Below are 24,822 nucleotides of genomic sequence, written 5' to 3' on the forward strand. Positions count from 1 at the left end.
ATCTGACGGTGCGGCAACGCACAACACTGATAAATCAGGATTAGGACTGCTGAATGGTTGATACCAAGACCCCTGGCGACAAGAAGCTGAGCGTTCCGAGCAAGACGCTATCGCTCAAGCCGCGCGTCGAAACGGGCACCGTACGCCAGAGCTTCAGCCATGGCCGCAGCAAGCAGGTCGTGGTCGAGAAGCGCGGCAAGCGCCGCATTGGCGACGGCCCGGAGCCGCACACGCCTGAGGTTGCCGTAAAGCCGGCACCAGCCGCGCCTGCGCCGTCGCGCCCGGCGCCGCCGCCGCCGCCGCGCAATGCCGGTTCCGGCGTGGTCCTGCGCACCCTGACCGAGGACGAGCGCTCGGCCCGTGCGAGCGCGCTGGCCGATGCCAAGCTGCGCGAGGTCGAGGAACGCCGCCAGGCCGAGGAAGAGGCCCAGCGCCGCGCGGTCCGCGAAGCTGCCGAACGCGCCGAGCGCGAGGCCGCCGAGTCCCGCCGCAAGGCCGAGGAAGAGCGCCACCGTCACGAGGACGAAGCCAAGCGGAAGGCCGAGACCGAGGCCAAGAAGCGTTTCGGCGAGGGCGAGCAGCCGGCATCCGCCGCGCGCCCCGCGACCGCGGCGCCGGCCGCCCCTGCGCCGCGCCCCGGCGCGCCCGCGCCCCGGCCTGGAACCACGACAGCGCGTCCGGGAACCACGACGGCGCGCCCTGCAACGACGACCGCGCAGCGTCCGGGTGGACCGGCAGGTCGCGGCCCCGCAGTTGCGGCCGAACCTGACGAGGACGAGGCGCCGCGCCAGATCCGTCGCGGTCCCGGCGGCGCCGCGCGTCCTGCGGCAGCCCCCAAGACCACCCACAAGCCCGGCCCGCAGAAGGAGCGCGGCCGCCTGACCGTCGTCACCGCGCTCAATGCCGACGAGGTGCGTGAGCGCTCGATCGCCTCGTTCCGCCGCCGCACCCAGCGCCTGAAGGGCCACGCCTCGAACGAGCCGAAGGAAAAGCTCATTCGCGAAGTGGTCATTCCGGAAGCGATCACCATCCAGGAGCTCGCCAACCGCATGGCCGAGCGTGCGGTCGACGTCATCCGCATGCTGATGAAGCAGGGCGCGATGCACAAGATCACCGACGTGATCGATGCCGACACCGCGCAGCTGATCGCCGAAGAGCTCGGTCACACCGTCAAGCGCGTTGCCGCCTCCGACGTCGAGGAAGGCCTGTTCGACCAGGTCGACGATTCCACGGACACCGAGACCCGTTCGCCCGTCGTGACCGTGATGGGCCATGTCGACCACGGCAAGACCTCGCTGCTCGACGCGCTCCGTCATGCCAACGTGGTCTCCGGCGAAGCCGGCGGCATCACCCAGCATATCGGCGCCTATCAGGTGCTGTCGCCCGAGAGCGGCAAGAAGATCACCTTCATCGACACGCCCGGCCACGCCGCGTTCACCGCGATGCGCGCCCGCGGCGCCAAGGTCACCGACATCGTCGTACTGGTGGTCGCGGCCGATGACGGCGTGATGCCGCAGACGGTCGAAGCCATCAATCACGCCAAGGCGGCAGGCGTGCCGATCATCGTTGCCATCAACAAGATCGACAAGCCCGATGCCAAGCCCGAGCGCGTGCGCACCGAGCTGCTCCAGCACGAGGTGCAGGTGGAATCCTTCGGCGGCGAGGTCGTCGACGTCGAGGTGTCGGCCAAGAACAAGACCAATCTCGACAAGCTGCTCGAGATGATCGCGCTGCAGGCCGAAATCCTCGACCTGAAGACCAACTCGGAGCGTCCGGCCGAAGGCACCGTGATCGAAGCCAAGCTCGACCGCGGCCGTGGTCCGGTCGCCACCGTGCTGGTCCAGCGCGGCACGCTTCGTGTCGGCGACATCATCGTCGCCGGCGCCGAGATGGGCCGCGTCCGCGCGCTGATCTCGGATCAGGGCGAGACCGTGCAGGAGGCAGGTCCCTCGGTGCCGGTCGAGGTGCTCGGCTTCAACGGTCCGCCGGAAGCCGGCGATCGCCTCGCGGTGGTCGAGAACGAAGCCCGCGCCCGCCAGATCACCAGCTACCGCGCGCACCAGAAGCGCGAGAACGCGGCAGCCTCGATCTCCGGCATGCGCGGCTCGCTCGAGCAGATGATGTCGCAATTGAAGACGGCGGGCCGCAAGGAATTCCCGCTGATCGTCAAGGCCGACGTGCAGGGCTCGCTGGAAGCCATCCTCGGCTCGCTGGAGAAGCTCGGCACCGACGAAGTCGCCGCCCGCATCCTGCATGCCGGCGTCGGCGGTATCTCCGAATCCGACGTGACGCTCGCGGAAGGTTTCAACGCCGCGATCATCGGCTTCAGCGTTCGCGCCAACAAGGAGGCCGCTGCGGCCGCCAAGCGCAACGGCATCGAGATCCGCTACTACAACATCATCTACGACCTCGTGGACGACGTGAAGAAGGCGATGAGCGGTCTGCTCGCGCCGACCTTGCGCGAAACCATGCTGGGCAATGCCGAGATCCTGGAGATCTTCAACATCTCCAAGGTCGGCAAGGTCGCCGGCTGCCGCGTCACCGACGGCACCGTGGAACGCGGCGCCAATGTGCGCCTGATCCGCGACAACGTCGTCGTGCACGAAGGCAAGCTGTCGACCCTGAAGCGCTTCAAGGACGAGGTGAAGGAAGTCCAGTCCGGTCAGGAATGCGGCATGGCCTTCGAGAACTATCACGACATGCGTGCCGGTGACGTGATCGAGTGTTATCGCGTGGAGACGATCCAGCGCTCCCTGTAAGTCCAAATCTTACCGAAGCGCCCGGATCTTTTTGAGCTGAAATTGCGGGAGTGCGATGGCCGGATTCATTCCGGCCATCCGCGCCTCATTCGTTTCAACAGGACAAATGACAATGCTCGTGTCCCAAACGCGGGCACGACGAGGTGATTTTCGACCATGCCCCGCCACCACCAGAAGAAAAGTTCCGCGACCGGCGGCTCGCAACGTCAGTTGCGCGTCGGCGAGCAGGTCCGCCATGCGATGGCCGAGATTCTGGCGCAAGGCAACGTGCATGATGCGGATCTCGAAGGCCACATCATCACCGTGCCGGAGGTACGGATGTCGCCCGACCTGAAGCTCGCAACAATCTACGTGATGCCGCTCGGTGGCCGCGACACCGAGATCGTCATCGCTGCGCTCGAGCGCAACAAGAAATTCCTGCGCGGCGAAGTCGCGCGGCGCGTTAACCTGAAATTTGCACCTGACATTCGTTTCCGCGTCGACGAGCGATTCGACGAAGCGGAACGGATCGAGAAGCTTTTGCGAACACCTGCGGTGCAGAAGGATCTCGAACAGGACTTGGAACAGGATCCGGATTCGGATCGGGAAGAAGAGCAATGACGATGGACCCGGCTCACGGCGCGATCGAGGGCAACGATGCCGATCAGCGCGATGTGCAGAAAAATAATTTTGCGGACGATAATTTTGCGGGCCTGGGCGCCAATTCCCAGCCGCATCAGGAGCCGCGCCGCGTCAACAACGATCCGCGCGCCAAGCAGCAGAAGGGCAACCAGGTTCGCCGCGACCGCCGCGATGTCCACGGCTGGGTCGTGCTCGACAAGCCGATCGGCATGACCTCGACGCAGGCCGTTGCCGTGCTCAAGCGCCTGTTCAACGCCAAGCGTGCGGGACACGCCGGCACGCTCGACCCGCTCGCCTCCGGCGGCCTGCCCATTGCACTTGGAGAAGCCACCAAGACGGTTCCCTTTGTGATGGACGGCCGCAAGCGCTACCAGTTCACGGTGTGCTGGGGCGAGGAGCGCGACACCGACGATATCGAGGGCCGGGTCACCGCGACCTCCGACCAGCGCCCGACCCGGGAGGCCATCCTGGCCCTCCTGCCCCGCTTCACCGGGGTGATCGAGCAGATCCCGCCGCGCTATTCGGCGATCAAGGTCCAGGGCGAGCGCGCCTATGACCTCGCCCGCGACGGCGAGGTCGTGGAGCTGGCCCCCCGCCCGGTCGAAATTCACCATTTAACCCTTGTCGATCAACCAGATAACGACCGGGCCGTATTCGAGGCCGAGTGCGGCAAGGGCACCTATGTCCGCGCGCTCGCCCGCGATATGGGCCGGATTCTCGGCACTTACGGCCATATCTGCGCGCTCCGGCGGACCCTGGTCGGCCCATTTGGCGAAAACGACATGATTCCGCTGGATCAGTTGGAGGCTTTGTGCGATAGAGCCGCGTCCGGCGAGGGTAGCCTCGCCGACGCGCTTTTGCCCGTTGAGACCGCGCTGGACGACATCCCGGCACTGGCCGTCACTCGGGCTGATGCGGCAAGGCTCCATCGGGGCCAAGCCGTTTTGTTGCGCGGACGGGATGCGCCCACTTGTAGCGGCACAGTCTATGTCACGGTGGCAGGCCGTCTTTTGGCGCTTGCCGAAGTTGGCAATGGCGAAATCATCCCCAAGCGTGTGTTCAACCTGACCGGCCTGACTGCCAGCCCCGGTCGCAACGAGAGAAATTGACGATGTCGATTGCCGCAGAACGCAAAGCGGAAGTCATCAAGACGAATGCCACCAAGGCCGGCGACACCGGCTCGCCCGAGGTTCAGGTCGCGATCCTGTCGGAACGCATCAACAACCTCACCAGCCATTTCAAGACCCACGTGAAGGACAACCATTCGCGTCGCGGCCTCTTGAAGCTGGTCTCGACCCGCCGCTCGCTCCTCGACTACCTGAAGAAGAAGGACGAGGCTCGGTACAAGGCGCTGCTCGAGAAGCACAACATTCGTCGTTAAGAGTTCCTGCGCGCGCCACCGGCGCGCGTTTTTGCGCGTGGTTTCGAACGAAAGCGCTTATTTGAAGGTTTTTGATCGAGGCTGCGTGCGCGTCGGGTGCGAGCCCAAAGCGCGATGAGAATCGCACTTTGGATTGTTGTTTGAGCATGATCTTTTCGGAAAACCGCTTCACACTTTTCCGGATCATGCTCGAGTAACGATTCGCATCCGGGGCATGATCGGCGAAGACCGCGGTTCGGTGTTCGCGTTCGTGCCGACTGACAGTCCAGCAGCAATCCGGCGGCTGGGCACAACGGGCAAGGCGCCCGTATGACCCGAAAGGATGGACGCCATCCGACATCCAAAAACCATGGCAGGATCGCAGGACGCTGATCATCCGCTCCGATCAGCGTCCCGCAATCTTGCGCATGGTTTTTGTTTTTCGAAGCGTCCCTTGTTTCGAGAACCCATGAAAGAAGACCTCTATGTTCACTAAGCATTCAGTCGAGATCGACTGGGGCGGACGCCCCCTCAAGCTCGAAACCGGCAAGATCGCCCGTCAGGCCGACGGCGCCGTCATCGCCACCTATGGCGAGACTGTGGTGCTCGCCACCGTCGTCGCGGCCAAGGCGCCGCGCGAAGGCGTCGACTTCCTGCCGCTGACCGTCGACTACCAGGAGAAGACCTACGCTGCGGGCCGCATTCCCGGCGGCTATTTCAAGCGCGAGGGTCGTCCGACCGAGAAGGAGACGCTGGTCTCCCGCCTGATCGACCGTCCGATCCGCCCGCTGTTCGTCGACGGCTGGCGCAACGAGACCCAGGTGATCGTCACCGTGCTGTCGCACGACATGGAGAACGATCCCGACATCGTCGCGCTGGTGGCATCGTCGGCTGCGCTGACGCTCTCCGGCGCGCCGTTCAAGGGCCCGATCGGCGCCGCGCGCGTCGGCTTCGCCAATGACGAGTTCATCCTCAACCCGACGCTCGACGAGATGGTCGACACCCAGCTCGACCTGGTCGTCGCCGGCACCGCCGACGCCGTGCTGATGGTGGAATCGGAAGCCAAGGAGCTGAACGAGGACATCATGCTCGGCGCCGTGATGTTCGGTCACCGCCACTTCCAGCCGGTCATCAACGCGATCATCGAGCTCGCCGAAAAGGCCGCCAAGGAGCCGCGCGAAGTCACCGTGATCGACAACGCCGCGCTCGAGAAGGAAATGCTCGGCCTTGTCGAGCAGGAGCTGCGCGCCGCCTACGCCATTCCGGTCAAGCAGGATCGCTACGCCGCGGTCGGCAAGGTCAAGGAGAAGGTGATCGCTCACTATTTCCCCGAAGGGCAGGAGCCGAAATACGACAAGCTCCGCGTCGCGGCGGTGTTCAAGGAGCTGGAAGCCAAGATCGTTCGCTGGAACATCCTGGACACCGGCAAGCGCATCGACGGCCGTGACGTCAAGACTGTCCGCAACATCGTCGCCGAAGTCGGCGTGCTGCCCCGCGCCCACGGCTCGGCGCTGTTCACCCGCGGCGAGACCCAGGCGATGGTCGTGACCACGCTCGGCACCGGCGAGGACGAGCAGTACATCGACGCGCTGTCGGGGACGTACAAGGAAACGTTCCTGCTGCACTACAACTTCCCGCCCTACTCGGTCGGCGAGACCGGCCGCCTCGGCGGCACCAAGCGCCGCGAGATCGGCCACGGCAAGCTGGCCTGGCGCGCGATCCATCCGGTGCTGCCGCCGCATCACGAGTTCCCCTACACGGTGCGCGTGGTCTCGGAGATCACCGAATCCAACGGCTCCTCGTCGATGGCTTCGGTCTGCGGCGCCTCGCTCGCGCTGATGGACGCCGGCGTGCCGATGAAGCGGCCGACCGCGGGCATCGCGATGGGCCTGATCCTCGAAGACAAGCGCTACGCGGTGCTCTCGGACATCCTCGGTGACGAGGACCATCTCGGCGACATGGACTTCAAGGTCGCCGGTACGGAAGCGGGCATCACCTCGCTCCAGATGGACATCAAGATCGAGGGCATCACCGAGGAGATCATGAAGGTCGCCCTCGGCCAGGCCAAGGAAGGCCGCATCCACATCCTCGGCGAGATGGCCAAGGCGCTCACCAACGCCCGCGCCGAGCTCGGCGAATACGCGCCGCGCATCGAGACCTTCAAGATCCCGACCGACAAGATCCGCGAAGTGATCGGCACCGGCGGCAAGGTGATCCGCGAGATCGTCGAGAAGACCGGCGCCAAGGTCAACATCGAGGACGACGGCACCGTGAAGGTCGCCTCCAGCGACGGCGAGGCGATGAAGGCCGCGATCAAGTGGATCAAGTCGATCGCGTCCGAGCCGGAAGTCGGCCAGATCTATGACGGCACCGTCGTCAAGGTGATGGAGTTCGGCGCCTTCGTGAACTTCTTCGGTTCCAAGGACGGCCTCGTCCACATCAGCCAGCTCGCTTCGGCGCGCGTGCAGAAGACCTCCGACGTCGTCAAGGAAGGCGACAAGGTCAAGGTCAAGCTGCTCGGCTTCGACGACCGCGGCAAGACCCGCCTGTCGATGAAGGTGGTCGACCAGACCACCGGCGAGGACCTCGAGGCCAAGGACAAGGCCGCCGAGGGCGAGAAGGCCCCGCGCGAAGCGGCCGGCGAGTAAGGCTCGCTATAGTTCAGAAAAACGAAGGGCGGCCGAAAGGCCGCCCTTTTTGTTTTGTGCTCGCTCCGAGGAGTGCTGAGCTCCCTCTCCCGCTTGCGAGAGAGGGAGCAACAACTCACGCCGCGATGTCGAACCGGTCGAGGTTCATCACCTTGGTCCAGGCCTTGGCGAAGTCCTTGACGAACTTCTCCTTGGAGTCCGAGGTCGCATAGACCTCGGCGAAGGCGCGGAGCTGCGAGTGCGCGCCGAAGATCAGATCGGCGCGGGTGCCGGTCCACTTCACCGCGTTGGTCTTGCGGTCGCGTGCCTCGTAGCTGCCGTCAGCAGCCGGCGTCCACTGCGCGCTCATGTCGAGCAGGTTGACGAAGAAGTCGTTGCTCAGCGTGCCCACCTTCGCGGTGAGGACGCCGTACTTCGAGCCGTTCGCATTGGCGCCGAGCACACGCAGGCCGCCGACCAGCACGGTCAGTTCGGGGCCGGTGAGCTTGAGCAGCTGCGCGCGATCGACGAGGGCTTCTTCCTGCTGCAGGAACTGCTGCCGCTTGCCGATGTAGTTGCGGAAACCATCGGCGCGCGGCTCCAGCGGCGCGAACGAGGCCGCATCCGTCTGCTCCTGCGAGGCGTCCATGCGGCCCGGCGTGAAGCCGACCTTGACGTCGACGCCGGCATCCTTGGCGGCCTTCTCGACCGCGGCGGTGCCGCCGAGCACGATCAGGTCCGCAAGCGAGACCTTCTTCGCACCTGACGATGCGTTGAACTCCTTCTGGATCGTTTCGAGCTTGCCGAGCACCTTGGCGAGCTGGGCCGGCTGGTTCACCTCCCAGTCCTTCTGCGGGGCAAGGCGGATGCGTGCGCCGTTGGCGCCGCCGCGCTTGTCCGAGCCGCGGAACGTCGAGGCTGACGCCCAGGCGGTCGAGACCAGCTCGGAGACCGAGAGACCCGAAGCCAGCAGCTTGGTCTTCAGCGAGGCGATATCCTGCTCGCTGACCAGCTCGTGGTCGACCTTCGGAATCGGATCCTGCCAGATCAGCGTCTCCTTCGGCACCAGCGGGCCGAGATAGCGCTGGATCGGACCCATGTCGCGGTGGGTGAGCTTGAACCAGGCGCGGGCAAAGGCGTCCGCGAACTGATCGGGGTTCTCCAGGAAACGCCGCGAGATCTTCTCGTAGGCCGGATCCATACGCAGCGACAGGTCGGTCGTCAGCATGGTCGGCCGATGCTTCTTCGACTTGTCGAAGGCATCGGGAATGATCGCGTCGGCGCCCTTGGCGGTCCACTGGTTCGCACCGCCCGGGCTCTTCGTCAGCTCCCATTCGTACTTGAACAGGTTCTCGAAGAAGTTGTTGCTCCACTTCGTCGGCGTCGTCGTCCACGTCACCTCGAGGCCGCTGGTGATGGAATCACCTGCGAGGCCCGACGCGTGCTTGCTCTTCCAGCCGAGGCCCTGATCTTCCAGCGCGCCCGCTTCCGGCTCCGGCCCGACCAGCGACGGATCGCCGGCACCATGGGTCTTGCCGAAGGTGTGGCCGCCGGCGATCAGCGCGACGGTTTCCTCGTCGTTCATCGCCATGCGGAAGAAGGTCTCGCGGATGTCCTTGGCCGCGGCGATCGGATCCGGCTTGCCGTTCGGACCTTCCGGGTTGACGTAGATGAGGCCCATCTGCACGGCGCCGAGCGGCTCGGCGAGCTGGCGTTCGCCGCTGTAGCGCTCATCGCCGAGCCAGGTGCCTTCCGGACCCCAATAGAGCTCTTCCGGCTCCCAGACGTCGGCGCGGCCGCCAGCGAAACCGAAGGTCTTGAAGCCCATCGATTCCAGCGCGACATTGCCGGCGAGCACCATCAGATCGGCCCAGGAGAGCTTGCGGCCGTATTTTTGCTTGATCGGCCAGAGCAGACGGCGGGCTTTGTCGAGGTTGGCGTTGTCGGGCCAGCTGTTGAGCGGCGCAAAGCGCTGCTGACCGGCTCCGGCGCCACCGCGCCCGTCGGTGATGCGGTAGGTGCCCGCGCTGTGCCAGGCCATGCGGATCATGAGGCCACCATAGTGACCGAAGTCAGCCGGCCACCACTCCTGCGAATCGGTCATCAGGGCGGTCAGGTCCTTGATGACCGCGTTCAGGTCGAGCGACTTGAACTCCTTGGCGTAGTCGAATGCCTCGCCCATGGGATCGGACAGGCCTGAATTCTTATGCAGCATCTCGATGCTGAGCTGCGTCGGCCACCAGTCGCGGTTCGCCGGCGCGCGTTTTCCACCCGAAAACGGGCACTTCGAAGTGTCGTCCATGAATACCTCCTCTGGTGGCGTCGAACTCGCGCCTTTGACCAGGTAGAAGCACTCTAAGCTTCGCATTCGATCAGGGGAAGTTGACTTTAATGATCGCTGCGATAGGATTTTCTGATGGCCAACGTGACAATGCGCCAGCTCAGGTATTTCGACGCGCTGGCGCGGCACGGCCATTTCGGCCGTGCCGCGGAGGCCAGCTCGATCTCGCAGCCGGCCCTGTCGATGCAGATCAAGGAACTGGAGGACGCGCTCGGCGGCCTGCTGCTGGAGCGCAGCGCACGGCAGGTGGCACTGACCCGGTTCGGCGAAGAGCTCGCGCCGCGCGTCCGCGACATCCTGCGCTCGGTCGACGAGCTCGGCGATTTCGCCCGCGCCTCGCAGGACCGCTTCGCCGGCCGGCTTCGCATCGGCATGATCCCGACCATCGCGCCGTATCTGCTGCCCACGATCACCAAGAATCTCACGCGCATGCATCCGGAGCTCGACATCCGCGTGCGCGAGACGATGACGCCCCGGCTGATCCAGGAGCTGGTGGAGGGACGGCTCGACACCGCCATCGTCGCGCTGCCGGTGTCGGAACCCTCCCTCACCGAAGTTGCCCTGTTCGAGGAAAAATTCCTACTGGTGCGGCCCGGCGCGGACGAGGGAACGCCGGCGCCCTCGCGCGAGATGATGCGGGAGATGCGGCTGTTGCTGCTCGAGGAGGGGCACTGCTTCCGCGATCAGGCGCTATCGTTCTGCAACATGCAGTCGGCGCCGCCGCGCGAGATGCTGGACGCGAATTCGCTGTCGACGCTGGTGCAGATGGTCAGCGCCGGCATCGGCGTGACGTTGATTCCGGAGATGGCGGTGCCGGTGGAGACGCGGTCGGCCTCGGTCTCGCTGACGCGCTTCCGCGACCCCGAGCCCTCGCGCACCATCGGCATGGTCTGGCGCAAGACCAGCCCGCTGGCGCGGCAGCTGCTGCAGATTTCCGAGGTGGTGTGCCTGTCGGCCGGCAAGGTGCGCGCGCGGCAATCCGTGCGCAGCCAACGAACTTAGGCTCCGATGGCGCATCCCGTCATCCGCCCCGCCCGCGCAGATGAATATGACGAGATTGCCCGCGTCTGGATGGAGAGCTGGGTCTCGACCGGGCTTGCCGAGGCCAGCAACTTCCTGCTCGCGAACCTCAGGGCGCGCGTCCGGCGCGAGATCGAGGATGGCTGGAGCCTGTTCGTCGCCGACGACAACGCCACCATCGCCGCCATGCTGGCGCTGCATCTGCCAAAACTCTATCTCGACCAGCTCTTCGTCGCGCCCAGCCATCAGGGCCAGTCGCTCGGCCGGCAACTGCTCGCCTTCACGCGCACGCAAATGCCTGATGAGATCTACCTGCGCTGCGTCCGCGAGAACGAGAAGGCCTGGCGCTGGTACGAGCGAGAAGGTTTTGTGTTCGAGAAGGAAGAGGTCGCGACGGCAACAGGCTTCATGATGAAGTGCTATCGGTGGAGGAGGCGGTAGGCGCCGGCGCAGCTTGCGGTTGTCATAATCCCAACCTAGTGTGGCGTGACCGATGACCTCCTGCCTCTGATCTCCCGGAATCCATGGTTCGAATTGCTGTCGCGCTGATCGCCCTGCTGTCCCTTTTGACTTCGGCAGCGGCCCAAACCCCTCCCGCAACCGGCACCCCTCCGGCCTCAACCGCGACACCGGCGAAACCGGTTTCCAAGAAAGCGGCGCCGAAGGCCAAACCGGTTGCAAAGCAGCCGGTCGTGGTGGAGAGCGGCCCATGCCGGCTTGGCGTAATCTCGGTGATCGGAGACCACTACTCCGTACAGAAATTTGGCCTCACGATCTTCGAGAATGAGGCAAGCGAGATTCCGATCGACTGGGGCCTCGATGATCTCGTCTTCGCGCGGGTGCGCGCGGCAACAAACAACGACCCTGCGGTGCGCAGGATCGTCTATCCCAAGAGCGTCTTCGAACCCTTCTATAATCCGAAGACGATCCTCATCCGGGATCCCGGCGAGCGTCTGCCGGTGATCGTGCGGAGCTTTACCGCGAATGCCAGTTGCGAGCGCTATCTTGTCGCGACGACTTTCAAGGCGGAGTTGCCGAATACGCACATGACGCTGAACGGAATCGGAACCTACAATCAGGGCCTCGGCGGTCTCCTCCGGCATTCTCATCTTTTCGCCAACGTTGCGATCACGCTGATCGACGGCCGAAGCTACGAGGAGATCAAGCGCCCCTTTGTGAATTTCGGCGCGAACTTCGCTGCGAGTATGCGACTGACCGAAGAACCGCTCACCAAGCTCGACAACTCGCTGTTCCCTGACCCACCCGCGGCAGCTTCAGCCAGCACGGCGCTGCGCGAGAGGACGCGGGCACTCGTCGCAGACAGGCTCGACCGGGGCTTGCCCGGCTATCTCAAAGAAGACTGAGCCGAAGTCAGGACTATCTGTATCGTCGTGCATTGCGGATTCAATGCAGAGGCGTCATGAATCCGCCCTGGCTCACTTCCCGCCAACGAAAGGTCCCGCGCCATGATCAAGCTCTATTGGTCGCCCCGCTCGCGCTCGTTCGCGACGCTCTGGCTGATGGAAGAGAGCGGCCTGCCCTATGAGCGCGTGCTGACCGACATCTCGACCGGAGCGCAGAAGGCGCCGGACTATCTGAAGATCAATCCGATGGGCAAGGTGCCGGCGCTCAGCGACGGCGATGCCGCACTCGGCGAAGCCGCCGCAATCTGCGCCTACATCGCCGACCGCTATCCCGAGACCAAGCTCGCGCCTGCTGTGACCGACCCGCGCCGCGCGCGCTATCTGCAATGGCTGTTCTTCTCGCCCGGTTGCATCGAGCCCGCCATCATCCAGATCTTCACCAAGATCGAGATCCCGACCTCGACCGCGGCCTGGGGCAGCGCGACGCAGGTGTTCGACGTGCTGGAGGCCGCGCTCGCCAAGGGGCCGTGGATTCTCGGCGAGGATTTTTCCGCCGCCGACATCACGGTCGGCTCCGGCCTGAATTTTGCGGTGCGCCTGTTCAAGATGGTGCCGTCGCGGCCGGCCTTCGACGCCTATCTGGCGCGCTGCATGGCACGGCCGGCGTTCCAGCGCGCGGAGAAGATCGCGGCGGGCTAGCCTTCCGGCTTCAGATCATCCGGCCTCGGCATCAGGACGATGTTGTAGCCGGAATCGACGTAGTGGATCTCGCCGGTCACGCCGCCCGAGAGATCCGACAGCAGATACAGCGCCGAGCCGCCGAGCTCGTCGAGCGTGACGCCGCGGCGGAGCGGCGAGTGCTTCTGCATGAACGCGAACATCGCCCGCGCCTCGCCGATGCCCGAGCCTGCGAGCGTGCGGATGGGGCCCGCGGAGATCGCGTTGACGCGGATGCCGCGCGGTCCGAGATCGGAGGCGAGGTAACGCACCGAGGCTTCCAGCGCCGCCTTGGCGACGCCCATCACGTTGTAGTTCGGCATCGCGCGCTCCGAGGCGCCGAAGGTCAGCGTGATCATGCTGCCGCCCTCCGTCATCAGCTCGGCGGCACGCTTTGCGACCTCCGTGAACGAGAAGCAGGAGATCACCATGGTGCGCGAAAAATTCTCGCGGCTGGTGTCGGCGTAGCGGCCCTTCAGCTCATTCTTGTCGGCAAAGCCGATGGCGTGGATCACGAAGTCGAGCTTGCCCCATTTCTCGCGCAGCACTGCGAAAGTCGCATCGACGCTTGCGATGTCCTCGACGTCGCAAGGCAGCACCAGATCCACACCAAGCGATTCAGCCAGCGGCTTGACGCGCTTGCCCAGCGCCTCGCCCTGGAAGGTGAAGGCGAGCTCGGCGCCGTGGGCATGCAGCGTCTTCGCCATGCCCCACGCGATCGAATGATCATTGGCGATGCCCATGATCAGACCGCGCTTGCCTTTCATCAGTCCTTGCATCATGGCTCCCACAACTCCGATGTCATCGCCCGCGCAGGCGGGCGATCCAGTATTCCAGAGGCGGTCGAGTTAGATCGAGAGGCCGCAGCGTACTGGATGCCCCGCCTTCGCGGGGCATGACCAAATCAAACAATCACACATCCAGTCGGCTGAACACCAGCGTGGCGTTGGTGCCGCCGAAGCCGAACGAGTTCGACAGCACGGTGCCGACCTTCACGTTGTCGATGCGCTTGCGCACGATCGGCATGTCGGCGAACACAGGGTCGAGCTCCTGGATGTGCGCGCTCTCGCAGATGAAGCCGTTGTTCATCATCAGCAGCGAGTAGATCGCCTCCTGCACGCCGGTGGCGCCCAGCGAATGGCCGGTCAGCGCCTTGGTGGCCGAGATCGGCGGGCACTTCTCGCCGACGCCGAACACTTTGCGGATCGCCTCGATTTCCGGCGGGTCGCCAGCGGGCGTCGAGGTCGCATGCGGATTGATGTAGTCGACCTTGGTCTTCACCGTCGACATCGCCATGCGCATGCAGCGCTCGGCGCCTTCGCCCGACGGCGCGACCATGTCGTGGCCGTCCGACGTCGCGCCATAGCCGACGATCTCGCCATAGATGCGCGCGCCGCGCGCCTTGGCATGCTCGAGCTCTTCCAGCACCAGCACGCCGGCGCCGCCGGCGATGACGAAGCCGTCGCGATTGACGTCGTAGGGACGCGAAGCGGTGGCGGGCGTGTCGTTGTATTTCGAGGACATCGCGCCCATGGCGTCGAACAGCACCGAGAGCGACCAGTCCAGCTCCTCGCAGCCGCCGGCGAAGATGACGTCCTGCTTGCCGATCTGGATCGTCTCATAGGCATTGCCGACGCAGTGGTTCGACGTCGCGCAGGCCGAGGAGATCGAATAGTTCACGCCCTTGATCTTGAACCAGGTCGCGAGCGTCGCGGAGGCCGTGGACGACATCGCCTTCGGCACTGCAAACGGTCCGACGCGCTTCGGCCCCCTGGTGCGGGTGATGTCGGCGGCTTCGACGATGGTGCGCGCGGACGGCCCGCCCGAACCCATGATGATGCCGGTGCGGATGTTGGAGACTTCGTCAGGCGACAGACCGGAATCCTGGATCGCCTGCTCCATCGCGATGTGATTCCACGCCGCACCCTGACCGAGGAAACGCATGGCGCGGCGGTCGACCACCGTCGAAGGATCGAGCGTCGGCTCACCTTGCACCTGCGAACGGAAGCCGAGCTCGGCATATTTTTCAGCCCGCGAAATGCCCGACTTCGCCTCGTGAAGGCTCGCAAGCACTTCCTGGGTGTTGTTTCCGATGGACGAAACGATGCCCATTCCGGTGACCACAACCCGCCTCATGACAGCCTCGCCTAAATCGTTGTCTCTCTTGGTGATGCGCCTCAGCCCAGGCTCGTGCCCTGCTTGAACAGGCCGACCTTCAGATCCTTGGCGCGATAGATAATCTGGTCATCGACCGAAAGCCACCCGTCGGCGATACCGAGCACCAGCTTTGACCGCATCACGCGCTTGATGTCGACGTTGTACACAACCTTGCGGGCCTCGGGCAGCACCTGGCCGCTGAACTTCAGCTCGTTGAGGCCGAGCGCGCGACCACGACCTTCGCCGCCGCTCCAGCCCAGATAAAAGCCGACCATTTGCCACAGCGCATCAAGGCCGAGGCAGCCGGGCATCACCGGATCGTTCTTGAAGTGGCAGCCGAAAAACCAGAGATCGGGCTTCACGTCGAGCTCGGCGCGCACCAGCCCCTTGCCGAACTCGCCGCCATTGTCGTTGATGTCCGTGATGCGATCGAACATCAGCATCGGCGGCAGCGGCAGCTGGGCATTGCCCGGGCCGAACATCTCGCCGCGCGCGCATGCCAGCAAATCCTCGTATTCGTAACCGTTGCGCCTGTTCAGCATGCACGAGCCTCTGTTCAAATTCCGATTGAGCGGCGTTCTTTGGCGAAAATGGGCCCCGTCTCGGTCGGAGAGCAACGCCAATTGCCGTCGTCAGGCGCAGCCCCCACAAGCCCCGGATGGACTGCGGACCGGGCCTCCATGCCCGGTTGCGCCAAAATCGGCTAAGCGGAACCGCGGGCTCTCTAACACAGGCTATTTCGGTGGCAAAGCGCTCTCATGAAGGTAAAATGACGGGGTGCTCGCCCGGTTCCAGAGCTGATTAGAACCTCTCTAGTTGCGAGAAACTTGCATCTGCATCTTTCTGTTCTTATATTGCAGAGAGATATTGTTCACGCGTGCCCGAAATCTGGAAATGAGCGAGAATACCGCGCCCCATCACGACGACGACGTCCATGCCGCGGCCCTCCTGTCCGGCCGCCAGCCGGCCCTGACCGGCTGCCCCTGGCACGATGTCAACGAAATGCTCCAGTCCGCCGGGCTGCGTCCGACGCGCCAGCGGATGGCGCTCGGCTGGCTCCTGTTCGGCAAGGGTGCGCGGCACCTCACGGCGGAAATGCTGTACGAGGAAGCCACGCTCGCCAAGGTCCCGGTGTCGCTGGCGACCGTCTACAACACGCTCAACCAGCTCACCGATGCCGGCCTGCTCCGCCAGGTCAGCGTCGACGGCACCAAGACCTATTTCGACACCAACGTCACCACCCACCACCACTACTACCTCGAGAACAGCCATGAGCTGGTCGACATCGAGGATCCGCATCTGGCGCTGTCCAAGATGCCGGAGGTGCCCGAGGGCTACGAGATCTCCCGCATCGACATGGTCGTGCGCCTGCGCAAGAAGCGCTGAGATCGGTCTACATCGCTGATTTGATCGTCATGGCCGGGTTTACCCCGGCCATTGTCGTTTCAGGCCGTCAATTCACCTGCTCGTCCGAATAAACGCCCCAGAGGCGCTCCTGCTGGATCCAGCCGTCAAAGCCGTTGCCGGTGACGCGGCACCAGTTTGCAGTGCACTTCTTCACCTGCGTAACGACGCCGGCCTGGAGTTTTGCCGCAACCGCGCTGTCGGGATCGGCCCGGTCATAGATCGGGGCGAGCTCGTCCTTGTGCTTCATGGTGACGACCGCAGTGCGGCGGCCCGACAGCAGCGAGTGATAGACCCAACCCTCGGCACCCTCGGAATCGCGTACCCGGCGCCAGTTCTCGAACTCGGCGGTGATTTCGACCGGCAGGCCGGCGCGGGTATAGACCCAGGCCACGTCATTATCCTTGGTCGGGCCGGCGCGAACGTTGACGTGATCCGACTTGAGGCTGACATAGCGCGGCACCGGTAAGCCGCTGGCGGTCTGCGGGGTATTGTCCTTCGCCGAATGCGAGGGTCCGACCGAGGCGCTCAACCAGGTACAAACGAGCGCCATCACCGAACAAAAACGCCCCAACGCCATCAACCCGTCTCCTGTCGAGGACCCGGCCGCGCCGAACCCTCACCCCAAACTGCAAAACCCTGCCCTGTCGGTCCCTGACCCGCCCCACGCGGGTGTTCCGCCAAGCTCTGCCCGTGGTTCTTGTCTTGGCCCGGCCTTCTGCTAGAGAGGACAGGCGCTTGAGCAACCAGTTTGTCCCGATTTTCCGGGTGGAAATGTCGGGAGAGCTTGAAGGAAACGCCGGGGACGACACGGCAAGGGCAGTGTCGAACAACCGGGTTAATGAGGCCTGAACGGCCGGCCTTTGGCGACAGAGGCGGCGTGCGGCGTCTCATGAGAGCAGGACATGTCGGTGAAGAAAAAGCCCCTGGTCGTGGTGACCCGCAAGCTGCCGGATTCGATCGAGACGCGGATGCGCGAGCTGTTCGACGCGCGGATCAATCTCGACGACACGCCGATGTCGCCTGAGCAGATCGCGGAAGCCGCGCGCACCGCCGACGTGCTGGTCCCGACCGTGACCGACCACATCACCGCCGATGTCGTGAACCAGCCCGACTGCAAGCTGCGGCTGATCGCCAATTTCGGCAACGGCGTCGACAATATCGATGTCGAGGCCGCGCATGCCCGCGGCATCACCGTCACCAACACGCCGAAAGTTCTGACCGAAGACACCGCCGACATGACCATGGCGCTGATCCTCGCCGTACCCAGGCGGATGATCGAAGGCGCCTCGATCCTGACGGAAGGAAAGCCCTGGCCGGGCTGGTCGCCGACCTGGATGCTGGGCCACCGTATCGGCGGCAAACGCCTCGGTATCGTCGGCATGGGCCGCATCGGCCAGGCGGTGGCGCGCCGCGCCCGCGCCTTCGGCCTGCAGATCCACTATCACAACCGCCGTCCCGTCGCCCCTGTTATCGCCGAGGAGCTTGGCGCGACCTATTGGGAAAGCCTCGACCAGATGCTGGCGCGGATGGACATCATCTCGGTGAACTGTCCGCATACGCCGGCGACCTATCATCTGCTCTCGGCGCGGCGTCTGAAGCTGATCCGCAAGGACGCCTACATCGTCAACACCGCGCGCGGCGAGGTGACCGACGAGGACACGCTGATCAAGCTGATCGAGGGCGGAGAGATCGGCGGCGCCGGCCTCGACGTCTACGAGCACGAGCCTGCGGTGAATCCGAAGCTGGTGCGGCTCGCCAAGGCGGGCAAGGTGACGCTGCTGCCGCATATGGGCTCGGCCACGATCGAGGGCCGCGTCGAGATGGGCGAGAAGGTGATCATCAACATCCGCACCTTCCTCGACGCCCACAAGCCGCCGGATCGCGTGCTTCCGAGCATGCTCTGAGTTTCTAGCCGGCTCCGAGACACGCTCTCACTCCTCATCCTGAGGAGCGCGGAACGCGCGTCTCGAAGGATGAATGGCCGAGCTGCATCAGCGCGGGCCTGCATGGTTCGAGACGCGCGCAAGAGCGCGCTCCTCACCATGAGGGTCTAAGACCTCGACGTGGTTCGCCTGCGCCAATCTGCGACGAAATCGATGAAGGCGCGCAGCGCCGGCGGCACCTGACGTCGGCTCGGGTAATACAGGAACGGGCCGGGAAACGGCTCGCACCAGTCTTCCATCAAGCTGACCAGCGCGCCGGATTTCACGGCATCGCCGACATAGCCATCGAGCGTCGCCCAGATGCCGGCGCCGTCGAGTGCGGCGCGCATCGCAAGGTTCAAATTGGTCGAGATCAGCTTTGCGGGCGGATCGACCTTCACGACCTGGCCAGCTTTCTCGAACTCCAGATCGTGCATGACGCCACTCGAGTAGCGCGCGCGAATGCAATCGTGGTCGAGCAGATCCTTCGGGTGCTTCGGTCTGCCTCGGCGCGCGATGTAATCGGGCGATGCGACGACGACGTAGCTCTGCGGGCCGCTCAGCGGGATCGCCACCATGTCCTGCGCGAGGTGCTCGCCATAGCGCACGCCGGCGTCGTAGCCCCCGCCCACGATGTCGACGAAACCGCTCTCGGAGACGATGTCGAGATCGACCTGCGGATGCGCTGCGAGGAAGGGCCCGACCATCGGCGCCAGGACGAGATCGACCGCCGGCGGCGGCGCATTGATGCGCAGCCGGCCCGAGGCGACCTCGCGCAGGCCGCGGACCAGATCCAGGGCATCGCCAACATCGCGCAGCGCCGGGGCGACGCGCGACAGCAGCAGCTCGCCCGCCTCGGTCAGCGCCACGCTACGGGTGGTGCGGTTCATCAGGCGGACGCCGAGGCGTTCCTCCAGGTCACGGAGCCGCTGGCTCAGGCTCGATACGGACACGCGCATCTCGACCGCCGCGCGCCGGAAATTGCGGGTGCGGGCGACCGCCACGAAGGCATCGAGATCGCGCAGGTCAGGGTCGGCCATTGTTCGCCACTGTGAACAAGCCATTCTGGATTGTCCAGCTTATCGGCGTAATTGACCAGGCGCATATCTCGCCTCGTCACGCGGCGCCATCAGCCGCCTTTCTTGGAGAGCCATCATGGAACAGCGCAAACTCGGTTCAACCGGCCCCATTGTCTCGGCCCTCGGGCTCGGCTGCATGGGCATGTCCGAGGTCTACGGCCCCACAGATCGCGGCGAAGCCATCGCCACGGTGCATGCGGCGCTCGACGCCGGCATCACGCTGCTCGACACCGGCGACTTCTACGCGATGGGCCACAACGAGATGCTGGTCCGCGACGCGCTGAAGGACGTCCCGCGCGAAAAAGTGCAGCTTAGCGTCAAGTACGGCGCGCTGCGCGGCCCCGCCGGTGAATTCGCCGGCATGGACACAAGGCCGGCCGCGACCAGGAACTTCCTCGCCTATTCGCTGCAGCGGCTCGGCACCGACTACATCGACGTCTACCGCCCGGCGCGGCTCGATCCCAGCATTCCCATCGAGGAGACCATCGGCGGCCTCGCCGATCTCGTGAAGGCCGGCTACATCAGGCATATCGGCCTCTCCGAGGTCGGCTCCGACACCATCCGCCGCGCGCATGCGGTGCATCCGATCGCCGATCTCCAGATCGAATATTCACTGATCGAGCGCGGCATCGAGCGCGACATCCTGAAGACCTGCCGAGAGCTCGGCATCGCCATCACCGCCTATGGCGTGCTGGCGCGCGGCCTGATCAGCGGCCACTGGTCGAAAGAGTCAGGCAAGGCCGGCCGCGACTACCGGCTGATGACGCCGCGCTTCCAGGGCGCGAATCTCGACGCCAATCTGGCGCTGGTGGAGCAGCTGCGCGCCATCGCCACCGAGATCGGCGCCACGCCGGCGCAAGTCGCGATCGCCTGGGTGGCGGCACAGGGCAGGGAGATCATACCGCTCGTCGGCGCCCGCACCCGCAACCGTCTCAGCGAGGCGCTCGGCGCCACCAAGGTGACGCTGACGCAAGCGCATCTTGCGGCGCTGGCAAAAGCCTTCCCGCCGAATGTCGCCGCCGGCACGCGTTACGCGGCCGAGCAGATGGCGCATCTCGACAGCGAGAAGCCGGCCACCGCGTAACGGCAGCAATCAGGTGCGATGGACGCTGAGATCGGTGATCACAGGTCCATCGCCATTGAGCGGATTGGCGGGATCGCGCGCATAGCGCAGCGTCTCGAAGCGCATCGCGCGCGCATCGATCATCAGGAGGCGGCCGACGAGGCCGTCACCAAAACCGACGATCTCGCGGATCGCCTCCAGCGCCATCATCGAGCCGAGCACGCCGGCGAGCGCGCCCATGACGCCGGCCTCGGCGCAGGCCGGTATCGTGCCCGGCGGCGGCGCCTCCGGAAACAGGCAGCGATAGGTCGGATTGAACTCGCCCTGCTCATTCGTCTCATGCGCGCGGATGGTGGTGAGCGAGCCGTCGAAGGTGCCGAGCGCCGCCGTGATCAGCGGCCGCTGTGCGAAGAAGCAGGCGTCCGAGACAAGATAACGCGTCGAGAAATTGTCGGAGCCGTCGAGCACGAGGTCGTAGTCGCCGATCAGGCTCAGCGCGTTGTCGGCATTGAGCCAAGTGGCGTGGCCGACGAAGCGGACATGCGGATTGAGCGCCGCGATGCGCTCGGCCGCGCTCTCGACCTTGTGCCGGCCGATATCAGGCGTCGTATGGATGACCTGGCGCTGCAGGTTGGACAGCGACACCACGTCGTCATCGACCACACCGAGCGTGCCGACACCGGCGGCGGCCAGATACATCAGCGCGGGCGCACCAAGACCGCCGGCGCCGACCACCAGCACGGAGGCACGCTTCAGCGCGGCCTGGCCGGGACCACCGACATCGCGCAGCACGATATGGCGGGCATAGCGTTCGAGTTCGTCCGGGCTCAGCATTGTCGTACGCCTCTCTTACCACGCCCTCACCTTCGATCCTCATGGTGAGGAGCGCGGAACGCGCGTCTCGAACCATGAAGGCCGGAATCTCGCCTGCAGCCATCCTTCGAGACGCGGCCTTGAGGCCGCTCCTCAGGATGAGGACCTCAGTTCGTGGCCTCTAAGTCACCTGAACCACCCCAACATTGTTCGCGACCAACGAGATGTGCTTCAATGGCATTGCGTTCAATGGGCTGGCTGGATTTGTCATGAGATCGATGCTTGCGGCAACACTGATGTTGGCGGCCGCCACAGGCGCGCACGCCCAGATGACGGCGCCGCAGGTCCCCGGCACCAAGCCGAAGCCGGTCCAGACTGTTCCAGTCCGCCCGCCGGCAGTCCAGACGGCGTCGGAAACCGCCGATGCCATGGCGCAGGCCGAGCGGCTGTCGCTACAGTCCGACCTTGCCTGGGTCGGCCAATATAACGGCGCCATCACCGGCGACGTCAGCGAGCGCATGGTCAACGCCATCAAGGAATACCAGAAGGCCAAGGGCGGCAAGCCCACGGGCGTGCTCAATCCGCAGGAGCGCGCCGCGCTCGCCGATACCGCAAGGCGGAAGCAGGACGGCGTCGGCTGGAAGATCGTGATGGAGCCGACCAGCGGCGCGCGGCTCGGCATTCCCTCAAAGCTGGTGCCGCAGCAAGCGAGCGACGCCAACGGCTCGAAATGGACCTCGCCGACTGGAACCGTGCAGGTGCTGCTCAGCCGCCGCAAGGAGGCGAGCCCGACCACCGCGAAGCTCGCGGATGCGGAGAAGAAGGAGCCCGCCGGCCGCAAGGTCGACTACACCGTGGTGAAGCCCGACTTCTTCGTGCTGTCGGGATTGCAGGGCCTGAAAAAATTCTACGTGCGCGGCACCTTCAGAGGCGATGAGGTCCGCATCATGACGATCCTCTACGACCAGGCGATGGAGAACACGGTCGAGCCGATCGTGATCGCGATGTCGAGCGCATTCAACGCATTTCCGTCCACCCCGATGGCCGGGCCGCCGCCGCGCAAGAATGTCGAATACGGCACCGGCATCGTCGTCAGCGACGACGGCGCGATTCTGGCCGACCGCCTCGTCACCGACAGCTGCCTTGCGATCACCATCGCAGGCTTCGGCAGCGCCGACCGCCTCGCCGAGGATAAGGAGCACGATCTCGCGCTGCTGCACATCTACGGCGCGCGCGGCCTGAAACCGCTCAGCCTCATCGGCGGCGGGGTGAAGACGAGTGTCGATGTCGTCGGTATCGCCGATCCCCAGAGCCAGGGCGGCGCGGCCGGAATATCGAGCGTCAAGGGCGCGCTGGCGCCGGTCACATCAAGCGATTCCGCATTGTCGCCGCCACCGGCGGTCGGGTTTTCCGGGGGCCCCGCGATCGACGGCGACGGCAAGTTCGCCGGTGTCGCATTGCTGAAGCCGGCAATGGTCGCGGGCCCCGCGTCAGCAGTGCCGGCCTCGCAGGCCGTGATGGTCTCGGCGGAAGCGGTGCGCGATTTCCTCAAGGCGAACGGCGTCAGCGCGAACGGCACGTCGATGGATGCGAAAGCCGCGGTCGTGCGCGTGATCTGCGTGCGGAAGTAATTCTCGTGTCCCGGACGCGCTGCAACGCGCTTGCGTTGCTGCGCAGAGCAGGGACCCATGCATCCAAAGTTCGCGCAAGAAATTCTGGGCCCCGGCTCAGCAGCGCATTACTCCGTACTGCGCTGCGTCCGGGGCACGAGAGCTAGCTCAGCCTGAACCTCACCCCGCTCTTCGCGAGCCCTCCCGAAATCCCCACCGGCGTGCCGTCGGCGCGCCAGCAGGCGGCGCCGGTCATGGTGCCGTCGTCGTGGAAGGCAATCGCATTCATGCCGCCGGCGACCGTTGCGACGGGCTGCACCTTGTGCCCGAGCGCCGCGAGCTTCACACGCACGCTCTCCGGCACCTTCTGCTCGACCTCGAGCGCGTTGCCCTCGGTCCAGACCCGTGGCGCCTCCACCGCTTCCTGCAGGCTCATGCCGTGATCGATCAAATTGACCAGCGCCTGCATCGCACTCGGGAAGATGCGTTTTCCCCCGGGCAGTCCCAGCGCATAGCGCAGCTTGCCGCCATTCAGCGCCATCATCGGCGACATCGAGGTCGTCACGCGCTTGCCCGGCGCCAGCGACAGCGCGTGGCCCGGACGCGGATCGAACAGGTTCATGTAGTTGTTGGCGATGGCCCCTAAGCCCGGGATCATGATCTTGGCGCCGAACAGATTGTTGATGGTCTGCGTGGTCGCCACCACATTGCCGAAGCTATCCGCCGCGGTCATGTGCGTGGTGTGCGCGCCCTCGAGCTGCGACACACCGGCACCCCAGGCCTGCGCCCGTGCCGGATCGATCGCGCGGCGGCGCTCCTCGGCATAGGCCTTCGAGGTCAGCTTCTCCACGGGCACGCCGACATAATCAGGATCGCCGCTCGCCGCAGCGCGGTCCGCGAAGGCGATCTTCAGGACCTCGGCGAGATAGTGGATGGTCTCTGATGTGCCGAACCCGAGGGCTTCGATGTCGTAGCCTTCCAGGATGTTCAGCATCTGCGCGATATGCACGCCGGACGCCGCGGGCGGCGGCGGGACCAGGATGGTCCAGCCGCGATAGTCGGCGCGGATCGGCTGCCGCTCGACGGTCTTGTAGCCGGTGAGATCGTTGCGGCGGATGAAGCCGCCGGTCTTCTCCATGTAGTCCACGAGGATGTCGCCGAGCGGCCCCTCATAAAGAGTCTTCTCGCCGTGGTCGGCGATGTAACGAAGCGTCTCGGCATATTCTGATTGCACCACGCGCTCGCCGACTTTCAGCGGCTCGCCATCAGGAAGAAAGACCGCCGCGATCGGCTTGTCCTTGCGCATCTCGGCGGCACACTCGCTGATGCATTCGTGCAAGTAGGGCGTCGTCGCATAACCGCGCGCGGCATGCTTTATTGCGGACTGCATCACGTCGGCGAGACTCATGGTGCCAAACCTTTGCAGCGTCTCGCACCAGGCCTTCAGCGAACCCGGCACCGCGACGGCCTTCGGGCCGTTGAGATTCTCGTTGCCGACGGTGTCGAACACATCATGCGCCGAGCCAGGCCTGGAGGTGTAGCTGGTGTCGCGCACCGCCGATGGCACCGTGCTCTGGCCGTCGATGAAGCGATGGCTGCCGTCGGCGAGCCGGATATGCGCCATGCCGCCGCCGATGATGCCGACCATCATCGGCTCGACCACGGTCAGCGCGAACAGGGTTGCGATCGCGGCATCGATGGCGTTACCGCCGGCCGCTAGCATCTCGGCGCCGGCGCTGGAGGCGAGCGGATGGTTGCTGACCACCATGCCGCGACTCGAGATCGCCGGCATCTTCTGGCAGTCAAAGGTGGTTGCCGTTCGGTCGCGCCAGTTGCCGCTCATCTCGCCGGCCCTTTCTATTTGCGGTGGCGAGCACATCATACGTACCACTACGGGTCCAGTATTGGTACGGATTAGCTGGCATTCCCGATTCCGCCATCATCGTTACCGTTGATTCGGAC

At 65.0% G+C, this 24,822-nt stretch carries 22 protein-coding genes; 13 read left to right on the forward strand and 9 right to left on the reverse strand.

Translation table 11 applies throughout. The annotated features are described in order from the left end of the window. Positions 1-53 precede the first annotated feature (53 nt). Positions 54-2,759 (forward strand): translation initiation factor IF-2, encoded by a 2,706-nt coding sequence (gene infB, locus GGD63_RS32980; RefSeq protein ID WP_183248351.1) that lies wholly within the window; start codon positions 54-56, stop codon positions 2,757-2,759. Positions 2,760-2,768: 9 nt separating this feature from the next. Here infB and GGD63_RS32985 read toward each other — a convergent pair whose 3' ends face one another. Continuing rightward, the gene (locus tag GGD63_RS32985; protein ID WP_183248407.1) at positions 2,769-2,996 is read right to left on the reverse strand and encodes a hypothetical protein; all 228 of its coding nucleotides are present in this window, start codon (positions 2,994-2,996) and stop codon (positions 2,769-2,771) included. Between GGD63_RS32985 and rbfA the strand changes: the two genes are divergently transcribed. The 4 genes from rbfA to pnp all read left to right on the forward strand — a co-directional run bounded on the left by rbfA (position 2,916) and on the right by pnp (position 7,388). Continuing rightward, positions 2,916-3,359 carry a 30S ribosome-binding factor RbfA gene (gene rbfA, locus GGD63_RS32990; RefSeq protein ID WP_183248353.1) on the forward strand — a complete coding sequence of 148 codons (444 nt, stop codon included), beginning with the start codon at positions 2,916-2,918 and terminating at the stop codon, positions 3,357-3,359. The two genes, GGD63_RS32985 and rbfA, sit on opposite strands and share 81 nt — an antisense overlap. After that, positions 3,356-4,489 (forward strand): tRNA pseudouridine(55) synthase TruB, encoded by a 1,134-nt coding sequence (gene truB, locus GGD63_RS32995; protein ID WP_183248354.1) that lies wholly within the window; start codon positions 3,356-3,358, stop codon positions 4,487-4,489. The genes rbfA and truB overlap by 4 nt, the downstream gene beginning before the upstream one ends. Positions 4,490-4,491: 2 nt before the next feature. Beyond that, the gene (gene rpsO / locus GGD63_RS33000; RefSeq protein ID WP_028133641.1) at positions 4,492-4,761 is read left to right on the forward strand and encodes a 30S ribosomal protein S15; all 270 of its coding nucleotides are present in this window, start codon (positions 4,492-4,494) and stop codon (positions 4,759-4,761) included. 464 nt (positions 4,762-5,225) lie between these two features. Then, positions 5,226-7,388, forward strand: coding sequence for a polyribonucleotide nucleotidyltransferase (gene pnp / locus GGD63_RS33005; protein ID WP_183248357.1), 2,163 nt, complete (start codon positions 5,226-5,228; stop codon positions 7,386-7,388). A 115-nt stretch (positions 7,389-7,503) separates the two neighbouring features. On the opposite strand, the gene katG is transcribed toward pnp, so the two are convergent. Then, positions 7,504-9,669 carry a catalase/peroxidase HPI gene (katG, locus tag GGD63_RS33010; protein WP_183248359.1) on the reverse strand — a complete coding sequence of 722 codons (2,166 nt, stop codon included), beginning with the start codon at positions 9,667-9,669 and terminating at the stop codon, positions 7,504-7,506. Between the two features lie 114 nt (positions 9,670-9,783). On the opposite strand from katG, the gene GGD63_RS33015 reads away from it, so the two are divergent. The 4 genes from GGD63_RS33015 to GGD63_RS33030 all read left to right on the forward strand — a co-directional run bounded on the left by GGD63_RS33015 (position 9,784) and on the right by GGD63_RS33030 (position 12,791). Continuing rightward, entirely contained in the window at positions 9,784-10,710 is a 927-nt protein-coding gene (locus tag GGD63_RS33015; protein WP_183248360.1) for a hydrogen peroxide-inducible genes activator, read from the forward strand. Between the two features lie 6 nt (positions 10,711-10,716). Next, the gene (locus GGD63_RS33020; protein WP_183248361.1) at positions 10,717-11,169 is read left to right on the forward strand and encodes a GNAT family N-acetyltransferase; all 453 of its coding nucleotides are present in this window, start codon (positions 10,717-10,719) and stop codon (positions 11,167-11,169) included. Between the two features lie 83 nt (positions 11,170-11,252). Then, positions 11,253-12,092, forward strand: a complete 840-nt coding sequence (locus GGD63_RS33025; RefSeq protein ID WP_183248362.1) for a hypothetical protein — start codon at positions 11,253-11,255, stop codon at positions 12,090-12,092. Between the two features lie 102 nt (positions 12,093-12,194). Further along, the gene (locus GGD63_RS33030) at positions 12,195-12,791 is read left to right on the forward strand and encodes a glutathione S-transferase family protein (RefSeq protein ID WP_183248364.1); all 597 of its coding nucleotides are present in this window, start codon (positions 12,195-12,197) and stop codon (positions 12,789-12,791) included. Here GGD63_RS33030 and fabI read toward each other — a convergent pair. From fabI to fabA, 3 genes are all read right to left on the reverse strand, one after another. Continuing rightward, on the reverse strand, positions 12,788-13,588 hold the full coding sequence (gene fabI / locus GGD63_RS33035; RefSeq protein ID WP_183248406.1) for an enoyl-ACP reductase FabI: 801 nt from the start codon (positions 13,586-13,588) through the stop codon (positions 12,788-12,790). The genes GGD63_RS33030 and fabI overlap by 4 nt on opposite strands. A 133-nt stretch (positions 13,589-13,721) precedes the next feature. Next, a complete protein-coding gene (gene fabB / locus GGD63_RS33040) occupies positions 13,722-14,945 on the reverse strand; it encodes a beta-ketoacyl-ACP synthase I (protein ID WP_183248366.1) in 1,224 nt (407 codons plus the stop codon). Between the two features lie 41 nt (positions 14,946-14,986). Further along, a complete protein-coding gene (gene fabA, locus GGD63_RS33045) occupies positions 14,987-15,508 on the reverse strand; it encodes a bifunctional 3-hydroxydecanoyl-ACP dehydratase/trans-2-decenoyl-ACP isomerase (RefSeq protein WP_183248368.1) in 522 nt (173 codons plus the stop codon). A 352-nt stretch (positions 15,509-15,860) separates the two neighbouring features. On the opposite strand from fabA, the gene irrA reads away from it, so the two are divergent. After that, a complete protein-coding gene (irrA, locus tag GGD63_RS33050; protein WP_027546833.1) occupies positions 15,861-16,352 on the forward strand; it encodes an iron response transcriptional regulator IrrA in 492 nt (163 codons plus the stop codon). 67 nt (positions 16,353-16,419) lie between these two features. Here irrA and GGD63_RS33055 read toward each other — a convergent pair whose 3' ends face one another. Beyond that, positions 16,420-16,950, reverse strand: a complete 531-nt coding sequence (locus GGD63_RS33055) for an SH3 domain-containing protein (protein ID WP_183248370.1) — start codon at positions 16,948-16,950, stop codon at positions 16,420-16,422. 325 nt (positions 16,951-17,275) lie between these two features. Between GGD63_RS33055 and GGD63_RS33060 the strand changes: the two genes are divergently transcribed. Next, a complete protein-coding gene (locus tag GGD63_RS33060) occupies positions 17,276-18,277 on the forward strand; it encodes a D-glycerate dehydrogenase (protein ID WP_183248372.1) in 1,002 nt (333 codons plus the stop codon). A 146-nt stretch (positions 18,278-18,423) separates the two neighbouring features. On the opposite strand, the gene GGD63_RS33065 is transcribed toward GGD63_RS33060, so the two are convergent. After that, entirely contained in the window at positions 18,424-19,335 is a 912-nt protein-coding gene (locus GGD63_RS33065) for a LysR family transcriptional regulator (RefSeq protein WP_183248374.1), read from the reverse strand. A 115-nt stretch (positions 19,336-19,450) separates the two neighbouring features. Between GGD63_RS33065 and GGD63_RS33070 the strand changes: the two genes are divergently transcribed. Further along, entirely contained in the window at positions 19,451-20,458 is a 1,008-nt protein-coding gene (locus GGD63_RS33070) for an aldo/keto reductase (protein WP_183248376.1), read from the forward strand. 9 nt (positions 20,459-20,467) lie between these two features. Here the strand turns inward: GGD63_RS33070 and GGD63_RS33075 are convergent, their stop codons facing one another. Then, a complete protein-coding gene (locus GGD63_RS33075; RefSeq protein ID WP_183248378.1) occupies positions 20,468-21,271 on the reverse strand; it encodes a molybdopterin-synthase adenylyltransferase MoeB in 804 nt (267 codons plus the stop codon). A gap of 248 nt (positions 21,272-21,519) precedes the next feature. Between GGD63_RS33075 and GGD63_RS33080 the strand changes: the two genes are divergently transcribed. Further along, positions 21,520-22,881 carry a peptidoglycan-binding protein gene (locus GGD63_RS33080; RefSeq protein ID WP_183248380.1) on the forward strand — a complete coding sequence of 454 codons (1,362 nt, stop codon included), beginning with the start codon at positions 21,520-21,522 and terminating at the stop codon, positions 22,879-22,881. 142 nt (positions 22,882-23,023) lie between these two features. Here GGD63_RS33080 and ggt read toward each other — a convergent pair whose 3' ends face one another. Further along, positions 23,024-24,703, reverse strand: a complete 1,680-nt coding sequence (gene ggt, locus GGD63_RS33085; protein WP_183248382.1) for a gamma-glutamyltransferase — start codon at positions 24,701-24,703, stop codon at positions 23,024-23,026. Positions 24,704-24,822: the final 119 nt, after the last annotated feature.

Source organism: Bradyrhizobium sp. cir1, from assembly GCF_014198245.1.
Lineage (GTDB): Bacteria > Pseudomonadota > Alphaproteobacteria > Rhizobiales > Xanthobacteraceae > Bradyrhizobium.